The following is a 13,860-nucleotide window of genomic DNA, read 5'->3' as shown; positions in this document are numbered from 1 at the left end:
AGGGCCTCATCAGGCCCTTTTTTATTGGCTTAATAGCGCTTTTAATTTGCCATGGATCCCTTCGAAACCACCATTACTCATGACTAGTATTTGATCGCCACCACACATCACCGACTTCACTTGTTCGACTATCTGCTCAACAGTTTGAAACACTTTTGCTTGTGCTAACTGTGCTGCCGTATCACATATATATTGATTATCCTCGTTCGGTTGATAGAGGTAGACCAAGTCAGCCAGCTGTAAACTCTCGGCTAACTTTTGCTGATGGATCCCCATCTTCATGGTATTAGAGCGCGCTTCTAGGATTGCAATAATCCTTGCCTTGCCCACTTGCGCTCTTAATCCTGCAAGGGTGCTCTGAATCGCACTGGGGTGATGGGCAAAATCGTCGAATAGGCGAATATCATCCAACTTAGCAAGTAACTCTAATCGACGTTTCGGAGGCAGAAAACGCTGCAAGCTTTCAATCGCAAGCGCTGGCAATACCCCGACATGCCTTGCTGCGGCTATCGCCATTAAGGCATTTTCGGCATTGTGCTGCCCAATCAGCGACCAACTTAGGCATCCTTGTTGTTGTCCATCAAGACTAATGGTTAACTCACTACAATCATCTTTAAGCGCCTGCCACTGCCAATTTTGGCCCTCACCAGTGAGCTCCAGTTCCGACCAACATCCCATGGCAATCACGTCTTGTATCGCTTGATTCATCTTTGGCGCAATGATCCGGCCTGAGCATGGGACAATTCTCAACAAATGATGAAACTGTTTTTGTATTGCGGCTAAATCTTCAAAAATATCTGCATGATCAAATTCAAGGTTATTGAGTAACAATGTTCGAGGTTGGTAATGAACAAACTTAGAACGCTTATCAAAAAAGGCGCTATCATATTCATCCGCTTCAACCACAAAAAAAGGAGTATTTCCCAAACGAGCTGAACCGGAAAAGTTGCGAGGCACCCCTCCAATTAAATAACCAGGCGCCAGACCATTATCCTCGAGGATCCAAGCAAGCATACTGGCAGTCGTTGTTTTACCATGAGTCCCAGCCACCGCCAATACCCATCGATTAGGCAGGATGTGATTGTTTAACCACTCTGGGCCAGAGCAATACTTTAAGCCTTTGTCCAGCACATACTCGACACAAGGATTACCGCGACTCATCGCATTACCAATCACCACCAGATCGGGTGCGGGTTCAAGCTGCGAAGGATCATAACCTTGAATCAGCTCAATCCCTAAAGACTCCAATTGAGTGCTCATCGGTGGATAAACGTTCAAATCACTACCAGTGACTCGCATGCCAGACTCTCGGGCTAACATGGCTAAGCCGCCCATAAAAGTTCCACAAATACCTAGAATATGAATGTGCATAAATGTTCGTTGTTCTAAAGCAAAAATCTAAGCCTTAGAATAACATCGAAATGCCCACAACTTTACGCTATTGTTGTTTTTCCTCTCTCGAATGAGGCCTAGGTACTTCAATGAACAACTGCTGTTGCCGATATCGGTAGGGCCGATACCAAACTAAACCACATTGATAATCACCATTCTCGCCAACCACACAACCAATAGGTAACTCTCGGAGCCACTGTAAATGAGCCTCTGCGCGAAGCTGTTCTTGCCAGCGTTGCTGCTCGAGCAATTCCTTTTTTAATTCGAAAACATCAATTTTATTTGGGTCTGAGCTTTTTTGTACAATAATCTGCCCCGCCTGCGCTGCGCTTAAGCTGAAGAACAGAGCCCAAAAAAAGTAAATAGATCGACGTATCATCAGTATTTCATCTACAATAATTATCTTTTGAAAGTTTAGGCGATAGCCCATGATTAAGCACTCAACTATCTTATCTTTTGCTCTACTTTTAATGGCTTGTAGTCAAACATCAGCGCCGTTATTAAACGCTGATAACATCTGCCAAAGCCCCCGACCTGAACTCTGTAGTATGCAATATGATCCGGTATGTGCAGAAGTGGCAGGGAAGCTAAAAGAGTATGGAAATGCCTGCTCTGCTTGTGGCGATGTCGAAGTTAATTCCTATCAACAAGGCGCCTGCCCCGAGTAACAAAGCACTCACAAAACTTAGTAATTTAACCAAATACTGCTATTAACTTAAGTATACGCTCACTATATCGGGAGCTATTGATGCTTAGTTTAATGGCTTTATGGCGATTTATTTTAATGCCCGTATTACTGTTTAGTCCCCTTGCATCGGCCGCTGACTTAACGCTTAAGCCGCTAGATGAGCAAGCCTTTAACGGCGAGTGGCAATGGTCAAATCCCCAAGGTCAGCTACGACAAATGCGCCTGCATTTCTCTCAAGAACTCTTAAAACAATCGGCAATAGAACAATTTAGGATCAGTTATAGTCTGACTTATCCAACCAAAGCGATTAGTGCTTACTTAAACCCTCGCCTAGAGCACGCTTTAGTCATGATCAATCAATATGCTGAGCAGCCAACGGCGGCACCAAAAGATATTCTTAAAATATTAGCCAGTAATCCTGATACCCCTTCTTCCGAGATGCTTTGGGAAGCCTACCAACAATATACTCAAGACGCATTTCGCCACTTAGGTCTATTACCTTGTCGACATCCGCGAGGCACTCAATACCCTTGTGTTCGGCCCAATTATTCGCAGCTGTTCTACCAAAATCGGAATCGAATGCTGCCATTAATAAAAAACTTTCAGCCCTTGAAAGATCTCAACCAAACGCTAGCGGAGGCACAAGCATGGCTACTCACCATTCCAGTAAAACGAGAAATCAGTGACAGTTTTTCTCCACCGCTCCATGTACTCAAGGATAATCTGGCGGATAGCGATGAACGCGCCTTATTACTGGCGTTGATGCTCAGTGAATTAGCCCCAGACTATTCACTGTATATGGTTTATCCTGCACATAGCGTTGGTAGTGCCTCACCCGCTTGGCTAACTATAGACGCCAATAGTGGTATCGAAGGCCCAACGATTACTCTTGGACAGCATACCCTGGTGTTAATCTCTGGATCTTCAGAGCTGATAAACGAGATGCAGCTCGCAGATGTAGAACTGATTAGTGATGCCCTCTATTAACATCTGTTGCTTTTTTGTTATAAATGTTTATAACAGGTCTGACCTGCTTTAACTGTCAATAAAAAGGAACGGCACGTGAAATATCTAATATTGTTCTTCAGCCTACTACCAACTTGGGTGATGGCACTCAACCTCAGTCTGGGAGAGTCTCTGCCCAACATTTCTATAGACAAGGTGGGCGAGTTACAACTAGTTGACGAACAGATAAGCTATAGTCCATGGAATACCAAACAACTGGCAGGTAAAGTCCGCTTGGTACAGGCAATGGCTGGACGCAGCAGCGCTAAAGAGATTAATGCAGCCATGATTGAGGCGATTAAAAATGCTAACTTTGCGGCTCAAACATATCAAACAACCACTATTGTGAACCTTGATGACGCTATTTTCGGTACTTCAATGTTTGTTCAAAGCAAGCTGAAAAGCAATAAGAAAAAATTTCCACATGCTAGTTTTGTATTAGATAAAGATGGGCAACTATTTGATTTACTAGATATAAAACCTAAATCTTCAGCGATTATTTTACTCGATACGCAAGGTAAAATATTATTTGCCAAAGATGGGGCATTGAACAAACAAGAAATTAAGCAAGTGATTAAACTCATCTACTCGCATATTTAATCGTCACTCTGGCGTAAGCAGCATTACGCCTATTCAAACATCATCATCAGAACCAATAAACTAAGCACATAAGCACTCATTAACAAAGTTAAGAGTTTGTGTCGTTTCGCCCATACGGTAAGGTTTTTTAACACAATTACCCCCACACGGTTTTTAGTTAACCTAAATTTAACACCTTTAACAACAAAAGCAAACTTGCTTTATGCGCAAATCCTCAGTAAAACAGCTAAAGCGAGGGAGAGTTCAATGTCAGACAAGCCGATCATCGAAAATAAAACCAGCCAAGTAGAAAACACCAGCTTACGCCTGGTAAAAATAGCCAAACAACGCGGTTTAGATGCCTTGCTAAGAAAGCAGCAACCCAATTCAACTTGGTCGCAAAGAGCTCAGGCTCGCTCAATTGTTGAGCAAGCGGTTGAACAAAAAAACTTAGAGAACATATTTTTCCTTGCAGCACAAAAAACTAGCGAACAAGACCTTGGCAGTGAACCTGATGCCGATTGGATGAGCGAGTTTTTAAAGCTTGCCAGTAATACCCAAGTAAAATCGATGCAGTTATTGTGGGCCGATATTTTAAGCCAAGAATTAAGCATTCCCGGCAGCTTTTCGGTCAAGGCACTAAGGACTTTGAAGTTAATGACGCAAAGAGAAGCTTTATGGTTTCATACGGCTTGTGAGCTCAGTTCAACGGTCGGGGGGGAAAGCAATCACAAGATCATCACCGGAGCCGTCAGGCCAGCGAGTAACTTAGGCTTGGTAAGAGCTAGGTTGGAAAAAATAAGCTTAGGCCAGCACCGGATGCCTTATCACTATATTTTACAGCTCACCGAATTAGGTCTGCTGTTCGATCGAGAATTAGAAATTCGCCCTTCTATTCAACACAATACCGCACTAACCCACGGGACAACCCAATATCAACTACGTTCTCGCTATAAAGGAGTGAAATTGACTTATCATCGTTTTACACCGATTGGTGACGAGTTGGCGAAACTGATTGAAAAACAGCCACAGCCATCTTATCAGGAACAACTGAGCGTATTATTACAAAACTACTTCGAATTAGTTTGAGCGGAGCAACGTTTAGACTTGGGTACTCCCTGAATTAGCAGCAAAATATCGCAATCCCAAAGACTTACCTCAGCGAATGTTATAAGCGATAAACTGCGCAGAATACTTCAACAGGCATTTCTATGACTTTAAGTACCACACAAAAAGATAAGCGATAGCAGTAAATCCCCCTTTCAAGCAGGCCATAAAAGCACCAACAAAACGAGCCTGAACTTATCAGACCTACCAGCAGAATGGTTTAATAACCACCCCACCAGCATTTGAATTGTTTGGAGCTCATATGAGCTACATATTCATTAAATACCACTTCCCGCAACTTCTTCGTGGATCCCACATTCACGTTTCAAACCGTAAAAACGGGTGTCTTCCTCACTCATACCCGCCTGTAAGGGTTGTGACGTTTGCACATCCCCTACCGAAACATAACCCTGCTCCCAGAGCGGATGATAGGGTAAGGAATGCTCTTGCAAATAGTAATGCACGTCCTTATTGCTCCAATCAATAATTGGCAACAATTTGAAACTCCCATTTTGGATCTGCAGCACAGGCAGCTCTGAACGGCTCGATGATTGGCTACGACGTAAACCCGAGAACCAAGTTTGAACATTTAGTTCTTGAAAAGCCCGCTGCATCGGCTCGACCTTGTTAAGCGTATTGTACTGCTTCAAGCCCTCGACCCCCTGCTCCCAAAGCTTACCGAAGCGCGCCTCTTGCCAAGCATTAGACTGCTGAGCTCGATACACTTTTAAATTTAGGTTCAAACGGGCCGTCAGTTCATCGATAAAACGATAGGTTTCAGGAAATAAGTAGCCCGTATCAGTCAAAATCACTGGCATATCTGGCTTTACTTGAGTCAACATATGCAAGCTCACAGCCGCTTGAATACCAAAGCTCGAAGTAAGCACCGCCTGTTGTGGTAAGTGCTCTAAAGCCCACTCAATACGCTGCTGTGCAGTTTTAGCCTCTAAGGTCTGATTGACCGAGGCTAACTCTGCTTTTCTTAACTCATGCGGCAGCTTAACTAGCTGCTGCAAATCTAAGTTAGGCATGAAAATCCCTAGCGCTTACTTTAACTTCAGCGACGATACCAACACGAATAACAAAGTCACCAAAAGCTTCTTCAGATTCACGTTCTACCGACCAGCGAGCAATTAAACCGTCAAGTTCCGACAGAATTTGTTGTTCATCGATGCCCTCTAAATAGAGCTTAGGAATACGTGTTCCACTTTGGTTACCACCTAAATATAAATTGTACTTACCAGGCCCTTTACCCACTAAACCAGCTTCAGCCAACATGGCACGGCCACAGCCATTGGGGCAGCCAGTGACCCGCAAAATAATATGTTGCTCGGCCATGTTATGTTTATTTAATAGGCTTTCTACATCATCAACCAAGCTCGGCAAATAACGTTCTGCCTCGGCCATCGCTAATGGACAGGTAGGAAAAGCCACACAAGCCATGGAATTGAAGCGCTGCTGACTATGGCTATCATTCATTAAACCATGTTCACGCGCTAAGGCTTCAATCTGAGCCTTCTGCGCAGCAGGGACCCCTGCTACCACCAAATTTTGGTTGGCGGTCATGCGAAAATCACCTTGATGAATTTCGGCAATCTTAGCCAAGCCGGTTTTTAGGGGTTTGCCCGGATAATCAAGCAAGCGGCCATTCTCAATAAACAAGGTTAAGTGGTGCTTACCATCAATCCCTTCGACCCAACCGATGCGATCGCCACGCGATGTGAACTCATAAGGACGGCTCGCTTCAAACTGAATCCCCGCTCGTTTTTCAACTTCCGTTTTAAAAGTATCGATCCCCACCCGATCGAGGGTGTACTTGGTCTTGGCATTCTTACGATTAACTCGGTTCCCCCAATCACGTTGCGTGGTGACCACTGCAGCGGCAACATCGAGAGTTTTAGCTAAGGGAATAAAACCAAAGTCATCCGCTCGACGTGGATAGGTCGACTTATCACCATGAGTCATAGCCAAGCCCCCACCGACGAGAACATTGAAGCCAATCAACTGCCCTTGTTCGGCAATGGCCACGAAGTTAAGATCGTTGGCATGCACGTCAATGTCGTTATGCGGTGGGATCACCACTGTGGTTTTAAACTTACGCGGCAAATAATTTGAGCCGAGGATAGGCTCTTCGTCACCACCTTCTATTTTTTCACCGTCGAGCCAAATTTCAGCATAAGCTCGTGTCTTCGGCAGTAAGTGTTCACTAATCTTAGTGGCCCACAGGTAAGCCTGCTGATGCAATTCTGATTCAACCGGATTACTGGTACACAAGACGTTGCGGTTAACGTCGCCAGCGGTGGCAATCGAATCAATACCAATACTATCCAAAGTTTGATGCATCAACTTAATATTTGGTTTTAACACACCGTGAAACTGGAAAGTTTGACGGGTGGTTAAACGAATGCTGCCATACATAGTTTTTTCGCTGGCAAATTTGTCGATGGCCAACCATTGCTTGGGCTGAATAATTCCGCCCGGCATCCGCGCCCGCAACATCACGTTATGTAGCGGCTCTAATTTTTGCTTGGTTCGTTCCGCTCGAATATCCCGATCATCTTGCTGATACATGCCATGGAAACGAATTAGCTGAAAGTTATCGGCGCTAAAACCACCGCTGATCCGATCCTGCAGATCGGCTTCAATGGTGCCACGCAGGAAGTTACTTTCTCGTTTCAGGCGCTCGTTATCCGACAATTTGCCTTCAACAATTAAATTATCACTCATTAGTAAACATCCTTCTGATAACGCTTGGCACTACGTAACTGTTTTAAATACTCTTCCGCTTGCTCAGGGCTTTTCGCTCCCTGCTCAGCAATAATCTCGATCAGCGCTTGGTGTACATCTTTCGCCATTCGATTGGCATCCCCGCACACGTAGAAGTGAGCCCCGGATTCTAACCATTGATAAACTTCAGCGGCATTCTCTTTGAGGCGATCTTGCACATAGATTTTTTCCGCTTGATCGCGCGAGAAGGCCACATCCAACTTGGTGAGCAAACCGGATTTAAGATAGCCCTGCCACTCGGTTTGGTACAAAAAGTCCTGAGTAAAGGTTTGGTCGCCAAAAAACAACCAGTTTTTACCTTCAGCATCACTGGCATCACGCTGCTGTAAGAAGGCCCTGAATGGCGCGATGCCGGTTCCCGGACCAACCATAATCACTGGCGTATCGGGCTGGCTGGGTAAACGGAAGTTATCATTATGCTCCACAAAAACTTTGACCGCAGCGCCCTCTTCAGCGCGCGCAAAAAATCCTGAAGCTCCGCCAAAACGTTGCTGCTCACCCTGTTGGTAATTCACGACTCCCACGGTGAGATGGACTTCTTCCTCAACTTCCGCTTGGCTGGAAGCAATCGAATATAAGCGAGGGGTTAAATGACGCAATCCATCCACCAACTGCTGCGCAGTCACGTTAGCTTTTTTCTCAAGTAATACGTCGATTACCTGATGACTCGCAGCATACTCCCGCAGTTTGTTTTTATCGGCCACCAGTGCCTGTAATTTTTTGCTCTGCGACCAACTCGCCCAGGCTTCGACAAAGGCACCGCTGGTTTGAGTGATTTCTAACTTGCTAGTGAGGGCCTTTGCCAGAGCAAGCGGCTGCCCATCGATCGAGACCTCCTCATCGGCACTCAAAACTAAGCGCGTGAGAATTTGCTCCACCAACTGAGGGTCATTTTCAAACCATACTCCAAGGGCATCACCTGCCTGATATTGTAAGCCTGATTCTGCGAGATCAATTTCGACATGGCGAACATCTTTAGCCGAATCACGACCGGTAATTTTTTGGCTAACCAACAGCTCGGCTGTATAGGGGTTTTTCTTATTATATTGACGACTGCTTGGCGTACTAGCTGCCAAATTTGCTGTCGCGCTACTGGGCGCGCTTTGCAAGGTTTGCTGTACTTGCGCTAACGCTTGCTCCGCCCAAGCTTGTGCGTCTTTATCGTAGTCAACATCACAGTCGACTCGCTCACAAAGACGTTCAGCGCCTAAGGCGGCTAAGCGTTCATCAAAATCCTTACCGGTTTGGCAGAAAAACTCGTAGCTTGAATCACCTAAGGCCAATACACCGTATTTCAACTGCGCTAACTTAGGCGCTTTCTTTGAAACCAAAAACTCATGGAATTCAATCGCGTCATCGGGTGGTTCGCCTTCCCCGTTAGTGCTACTCACCAGCAACAAATGGCTTTCGGTCTTCAAACTCTTGGTTTTATAGTCGGCAACATTGACTAACTCTGCATTGATGCCCTTGGCCTGCGCCGCGCTCAACAATTCTTCCGCAACGCCCTTAGCATTCCCCGTTTGAGAGGCGTAAAGAATGGTTAACTTAGCCGCTGCGTGCGCTACCGCTTGGGGTACCAATTGTCCAGAATTCTGACCAATTCCAGCTAAATACCCACTGACCCAAGCTAACTGAGTAGCCGATAGTTCAGCCGTTGCTTGTTGTAACAAACTCACCTGTTGTTCAGACAGTGGGCTGGCCAATGACGAAAGTTCCTTTAACAGCATTTTTTCACACCCTAAATCACAATTGCTGCTAGTTTAACCACGCCAGAGTCCAGACAATAAAGAATAAAAAGGGATTCTTTATAACTTTAGGAAATATAAGATCACCGCACCGTGAAGCATGTCCACTATGTGACTAAGCAACCAGCATTGCTTACAAAAAATCAATAAACTAGCAACATTGAAACATTGACAGGGCTTGCGATGGAACAACAGCTGAGCAACAACATGACCAACAGCCAAAAACTACTATTAATTCTCGCTTGGCTGATGCTAATGCTCATCACTGGCACCGCGGCGCAATATCAAGATCAGCAGCAACGACAAGCCCAACTCTCAGGAGAGAGTTATCGTCTGCAGCTGAGTATTCAGCATGAACTGGATCGCTTTCGCAATTTTCCAAAAGTACTGGCAGTACAACAGCCGCTGTTCGCGACCTTAAATGACCAAGACAATGACGCCCAGCGCCATGCATTAAATCTGTATTTACAAAAAATTAATCAACTGCAAGGCAGCGATGTCACTTATTTACTCAACGCTTACGGCACTGCCATTGCGTCCAGTAATTGGCAAAGCAGTCGAACCTTCATCGATAGTAATTACAGTTATCGCCCTTATTTTCAAACGGCCATGCAAGGAAAGAATGCACAATACTTCGCCTTGGGTTCTCGTTCAGGATTACGCGGTTATTACTTTTCTGCGCCAGTACTCCAGCAGCAACGAGTGATTGGAGTATTGGTGGTCAAAGTTGCCTTAAATGTGATCGATAAGAGTTGGCGAGACCCTCGCTTTGAATATTTGCTTACCGATAAACACGGTGTGGTATTTTACGCATCACAGTCACATTGGCTATATAAAAGCATTAAACCTTTATCTGAAATACAACGCCAACAGTTAATCAACTCAAAGCAATATGGTGAACATTTACTGCTTAACATGGCCCCAAAAAAGCGTGACAGTGAAATAACCTTACCGAATTTCCGAGACCAAAGCCAAGACTACATCTACACCCGCCGGATCTTAGCGAACACCGGCTGGCGCCTCTATGCCCTATCGCCAGACCAAGGCTATATGCAAGCGATTGCTAAGGCTATGTTGCTCAGTTCGCTGTGTTATTTAGGCTTAGTTTTATTGTATTTCTACTGGCGACAATTACAGTCAGCGCGCCAATTACAAGACCAAATCAACCAACAACTAGAGAGTCGCGTAGCACAACGCACCGCCCAACTCACCATCAGCAACCAACAGTTACAACAAGCGCTGAATGATTACCAACGAACCGCTAGCACCTTGAAGAAGACCGAGGATGAACTCGTGCAAGCAGCCAAATTAGCCACCCTAGGAGAGTTATCCGCAGGGATCAACCATGAACTGAATCAACCCTTGACTGCATTGCAAAACTACGCCGAAAACGCACTACGCTTTCAGCAAAAGCAACAATATCAGCAAGTCACTCATAACTTGCAAGACATTCTTAAACTCTGCTTGAAGATGAGCAAGATGATCGCCAAGTTTAAAATTTTCTCTCGCAAATCTAGCGGCCAAATCGCTTGTGTTTCGAGTTCAAGTTCAATCAACGCGGCGCTCGCGATCTTAGCCAATAGAATTGTGAAACATGAGATAAAAATCGAATTCTCCGGCTTAGAGGAGCAATGGGTTAAGGCCGACGCCATTCAACTGGAACAAGTGCTGATTAACTTGATTAACAATGCCATCGACGCCTTAGAGCAACAATCCGATGCTCGCCTTGGGATCCGCCAATACCAACACGACGATTGGCAGTGCATTGCCATCTGGGATAATGGGCCGCAGCTCAGTGAAGAACAGTTGCAACGTATCTTTGAACCCTTCTTTACCACCAAGAAACAAGGTTTAGGTTTAGGCATGGCGATTTCTAAACGACTGGTGGAAACCTTCGATGGTGAGTTAGTGGTTGGTAATCATGGCGACATTGGCCCCGAATTTGAAATCCGACTCCGCTCAGCGAGTCCCCCTGTCCAAGCTATCAATAGTTAAGAGGTAACAGTGCAAACACCGGTAATCATCATCGACGACGACCCAGATATTCTACGCTCTTTGGCGCAGACCTTAGCGCTGGAGGAGATCCACTGTGAAACCTTTAGCAGTGCCGAGCAAGCGCTCAGCCAACTCAAACAGGATTGGCCCGGCGTGATTATCTCAGATATCAACATGCCGGGGATCAGCGGCTTAGAAATGATGCAACAGGCACAGCAGATCGATCCCGATCTGCCGATTATTCTACTCACTGGCCATGGTGATATTTCGATGGCAATTAAAGCCATCCGTGATGGTGCCTACGATTTTCTTGAGAAGCCTTTTTCCACCAGCCATCTACTCGAAGTTCTACAACGCGCCCAAGAGAAAAGGCAACTCACCCTAGAAAATCGAGAGCTAAAAGCGGAGCTAGACGCCCAAAGTGGCCCTGGACCACGACTACTTGGCAGTACCCTAGCAATTATGCGACTGCGCAAAATTTTAAGCCATGTTAAGGATACCCCAGCAGATGTGTTGATCAATGGGGAGACAGGAACCGGCAAAGAGCTGGTCGCTCGTTTTCTGCATGATCATAGTGTACGCGCCAACCATCCTTTTGTTGCCATCAACTGCGGCGCGGTGCCGGAAAACATGATAGAAAGTGAATTATTTGGCCACGAAGCAGGCGCGTTTACCGGCGCCCAGAAAAAACGCATCGGTAAAATTGCCTACGCCAATCATGGCACGCTATTTCTCGATGAAATCGAAAGTATGCCGATGGCTTTACAAATAAAATTACTCAGAGTTTTAGAAGAACGTAGTGTAGAACCTTTGGGCAGTAATCAAGCAGTACAACTTGATCTGCGGGTGATTGCCGCCACCAAAAGCGATTTGAAAGCACTCGGTGAACAAGGTGAATTTCGCAGTGACCTCTATTATCGACTCAACGTCGTCGAAGTGCATATTCCCCCGCTACGCGAACGCAGCGAAGACATCGCCCTACTGTTAGAGAATTTTTTACGGGTGGCTTCCGCTCGCTATCAACTCAGCAGCCCCAAGGTGAGTCCGCAGCGCCTCGCCGAACTCATGGCACAAGAATGGCCCGGCAACGTTAGAGAGCTACGTAATTTGGCCGAACGCTGGGTATTGATGGGCGAAGACGTTGCCTTTAATACCCAGTCTCAACAACGGTCTTTAAACCTAGCGGAGCAACTATACCGATTCGAGAGAACCCTCTTACAAGATGCCCTACATCGCCATCAAGGCCATTTAAAGGCGGTTCAAGAAGAGTTACAGATCGGCCGTAAAACCCTTTACGAAAAAATGAAAAAATACCAATTAGAAAAGGATGATTATAAACACGTCAATTTAGACTAAGGGGGGAAATCCCCCCATTTCATCATCAGCAAAGGGGGGGATCCCCCCCGTTCATAACCCATCCCTTTTCTTTACCGCTCATGAAAAAACCAATAAGCCATTGTAAACAAATGGTTAAATAATATAGTTCATTGTTGGCTTAAAGCTTGCTGTTAGCTATCGCGTAATCCCTACATAAGCCATTACAAGGAAGAATAATATGAAACGATTGGCAAGCACACTCACCGCCCTAAGCTTGGCGTTTGCATCAGCAATCCATGCCGCCCCGATTGAACTTAAGTTTTCTCATGTGGTTGCAGAAAACACTCCCAAAGGGCAAATGGCACTTAAATTTAAACAACTCGCTGAACAACGTTTACCCGGTAAAGTAGAAGTAAAAGTCTACCCCAACTCGCAACTTTATGGGGACGGTAAGGAGCTAGAAGCGCTGCTTTTAGGTGACATCGAATTCATTGCGCCTTCGCTATCTAAATTCAAAAAATACACGAAGAAGTTGCAAGTATTTGATCTTCCTTTCTTATTCAAAGATATGGCTGCGGTTGAGCGATTTCAAGCCAGTGATGCTGGCCAAGAGCTATTAGGTTCTCTCGAAAGCAAGGGCCTAGTCGGTCTAGGCTATCTACATAACGGTATGAAACAATTATCGGCCAATGAACCCCTGTATACACCAGCTGATGTCAAAGGTAAGAAGTTTCGCATCATGTCTTCAGACGTATTAGCCGCACAGTTTGAAGCTGTGGACGCGGTTCCCTTGAAAAAACCCTTCTCGGAAGTATTTACCCTGTTGCAAACTCGCGCCATCGATGGCCAAGAAAACACCTGGTCCAATATTTATTCGAAGAAGTTTTTTGAAGTACAAAACAGCATTACTGAATCCAACCATGGCGTATTGGATTACCTCATCGTCACCTCCGCCGATTTCTGGTACGGGCTGCCCGATGATATCCGTACTGAATTAAAAGCGGCCTTAAACGAAGCTGTCGCCATGGGAAACCAGATTGCTGCCGACAAAGCCGAACAGGATAAAGCCCATATTATCGCTTCAAAACGCTCACAAGTTATCTCTCTAACTCCTCAGCAGCGCCAACAATGGGTCGAGGCAATGAAGCCTGTATGGCGACAATTTGAAACTGAAATCGGTAAAAATATTATCGAAGCAGCGGCGGCTGCCAACCAATAAACGCTGACTTGCGCAGAGGCCCCTCA

At 45.5% G+C, this 13,860-nt stretch carries 12 protein-coding genes; 7 read left to right on the top strand and 5 right to left on the bottom strand.

Annotated features, from left to right (window positions below):
• Window positions 1-21: 21 nt before the first annotated feature.
• Together mpl and ACRRSW_RS03520 are read right to left on the bottom strand one after the other, a co-directional pair.
• On the bottom strand, window positions 22-1,371 hold the full coding sequence (mpl, locus tag ACRRSW_RS03525; RefSeq protein ID WP_432454590.1) for a UDP-N-acetylmuramate:L-alanyl-gamma-D-glutamyl-meso-diaminopimelate ligase: 1,350 nt from the start codon (window positions 1,369-1,371) through the stop codon (window positions 22-24).
• Window positions 1,372-1,438: 67 nt separating this feature from the next.
• Window positions 1,439-1,771 carry a hypothetical protein gene (locus ACRRSW_RS03520; RefSeq protein ID WP_432460889.1) on the bottom strand — a complete coding sequence of 111 codons (333 nt, stop codon included), beginning with the start codon at window positions 1,769-1,771 and terminating at the stop codon, window positions 1,439-1,441.
• A 49-nt stretch (window positions 1,772-1,820) separates the two neighbouring features.
• On the opposite strand from ACRRSW_RS03520, the gene ACRRSW_RS03515 reads away from it, so the two are divergent.
• The 4 genes from ACRRSW_RS03515 to ACRRSW_RS03500 all read left to right on the top strand — a co-directional run bounded on the left by ACRRSW_RS03515 (window position 1,821) and on the right by ACRRSW_RS03500 (window position 4,753).
• Complete coding sequence (locus ACRRSW_RS03515) at window positions 1,821-2,060, top strand: hypothetical protein (protein WP_432454592.1); 240 nt, start codon at window positions 1,821-1,823, stop codon at window positions 2,058-2,060.
• Between the two features lie 80 nt (window positions 2,061-2,140).
• Window positions 2,141-3,067: a hypothetical protein gene (locus ACRRSW_RS03510; RefSeq protein WP_432454593.1), complete on the top strand. Its 927-nt coding sequence runs from the start codon at window positions 2,141-2,143 to the stop codon at window positions 3,065-3,067.
• A gap of 75 nt (window positions 3,068-3,142) precedes the next feature.
• Window positions 3,143-3,685, top strand: coding sequence for a YtfJ family protein (locus ACRRSW_RS03505; protein ID WP_432454594.1), 543 nt, complete (start codon window positions 3,143-3,145; stop codon window positions 3,683-3,685).
• A 246-nt stretch (window positions 3,686-3,931) separates the two neighbouring features.
• Window positions 3,932-4,753 (top strand): TIGR03899 family protein, encoded by an 822-nt coding sequence (locus tag ACRRSW_RS03500; RefSeq protein WP_432460888.1) that lies wholly within the window; start codon window positions 3,932-3,934, stop codon window positions 4,751-4,753.
• Between the two features lie 296 nt (window positions 4,754-5,049).
• Here the strand turns inward: ACRRSW_RS03500 and ACRRSW_RS03495 are convergent, their stop codons facing one another.
• From ACRRSW_RS03495 to ACRRSW_RS03485, 3 genes are read right to left on the bottom strand one after another with little or no spacing between them, the layout of a single operon-like run.
• Entirely contained in the window at window positions 5,050-5,802 is a 753-nt protein-coding gene (locus tag ACRRSW_RS03495; RefSeq protein ID WP_432454596.1) for a phosphoadenylyl-sulfate reductase, read from the bottom strand.
• Window positions 5,795-7,498 carry an assimilatory sulfite reductase (NADPH) hemoprotein subunit gene (gene cysI, locus ACRRSW_RS03490; protein WP_432460887.1) on the bottom strand — a complete coding sequence of 568 codons (1,704 nt, stop codon included), beginning with the start codon at window positions 7,496-7,498 and terminating at the stop codon, window positions 5,795-5,797. Before cysI ends, ACRRSW_RS03495 begins: the two co-directional genes overlap by 8 nt.
• Window positions 7,498-9,285 carry an assimilatory sulfite reductase (NADPH) flavoprotein subunit gene (locus ACRRSW_RS03485; protein WP_432460886.1) on the bottom strand — a complete coding sequence of 596 codons (1,788 nt, stop codon included), beginning with the start codon at window positions 9,283-9,285 and terminating at the stop codon, window positions 7,498-7,500. Before ACRRSW_RS03485 ends, cysI begins: the two co-directional genes overlap by 1 nt.
• A gap of 201 nt (window positions 9,286-9,486) precedes the next feature.
• Between ACRRSW_RS03485 and ACRRSW_RS03480 the strand changes: the two genes are divergently transcribed.
• From ACRRSW_RS03480 to ACRRSW_RS03470, 3 genes are all read left to right on the top strand, one after another.
• Entirely contained in the window at window positions 9,487-11,298 is a 1,812-nt protein-coding gene (locus ACRRSW_RS03480; RefSeq protein WP_432460885.1) for a sensor histidine kinase, read from the top strand.
• 9 nt (window positions 11,299-11,307) lie between these two features.
• Entirely contained in the window at window positions 11,308-12,654 is a 1,347-nt protein-coding gene (locus tag ACRRSW_RS03475; RefSeq protein ID WP_432460884.1) for a sigma-54-dependent transcriptional regulator, read from the top strand.
• 199 nt (window positions 12,655-12,853) lie between these two features.
• A complete protein-coding gene (locus tag ACRRSW_RS03470) occupies window positions 12,854-13,834 on the top strand; it encodes a TRAP transporter substrate-binding protein (protein WP_432454601.1) in 981 nt (326 codons plus the stop codon).
• Window positions 13,835-13,860 lie beyond the last annotated feature (26 nt).

Source organism: Agarivorans sp. QJM3NY_25, from assembly GCF_050870875.2.
Taxonomy (GTDB): Bacteria; Pseudomonadota; Gammaproteobacteria; order Enterobacterales; family Celerinatantimonadaceae; genus Agarivorans.
Note: the sequence above shows the minus strand (reverse complement) of the source record. Positions and strands in the feature narration are given on the sequence as shown.

Excerpts from the sequence above, each read along its gene's own strand:
- ACRRSW_RS03480 (WP_432460885.1), top strand. The coding sequence starts at position 9,487 with ATGGAACAACAGCTGAGCAACAACATGACCAACAGCCAAAAACTACTA.
- mpl (WP_432454590.1), bottom strand. The coding sequence starts at position 1,371 with ATGCACATTCATATTCTAGGTATTTGTGGAACTTTTATGGGCGGCTTA.
- ACRRSW_RS03520 (WP_432460889.1), bottom strand. The coding sequence starts at position 1,771 with ATGATACGTCGATCTATTTACTTTTTTTGGGCTCTGTTCTTCAGCTTA.
- ACRRSW_RS03485 (WP_432460886.1), bottom strand. The coding sequence starts at position 9,285 with ATGCTGTTAAAGGAACTTTCGTCATTGGCCAGCCCACTGTCTGAACAA.
- ACRRSW_RS03510 (WP_432454593.1), top strand. The coding sequence starts at position 2,141 with ATGCTTAGTTTAATGGCTTTATGGCGATTTATTTTAATGCCCGTATTA.
- ACRRSW_RS03470 (WP_432454601.1), top strand. The coding sequence starts at position 12,854 with ATGAAACGATTGGCAAGCACACTCACCGCCCTAAGCTTGGCGTTTGCA.
- ACRRSW_RS03495 (WP_432454596.1), bottom strand. The coding sequence starts at position 5,802 with ATGCCTAACTTAGATTTGCAGCAGCTAGTTAAGCTGCCGCATGAGTTA.
- ACRRSW_RS03500 (WP_432460888.1), top strand. The coding sequence starts at position 3,932 with ATGTCAGACAAGCCGATCATCGAAAATAAAACCAGCCAAGTAGAAAAC.
- ACRRSW_RS03515 (WP_432454592.1), top strand. The coding sequence starts at position 1,821 with ATGATTAAGCACTCAACTATCTTATCTTTTGCTCTACTTTTAATGGCT.
- cysI (WP_432460887.1), bottom strand. The coding sequence starts at position 7,498 with ATGAGTGATAATTTAATTGTTGAAGGCAAATTGTCGGATAACGAGCGC.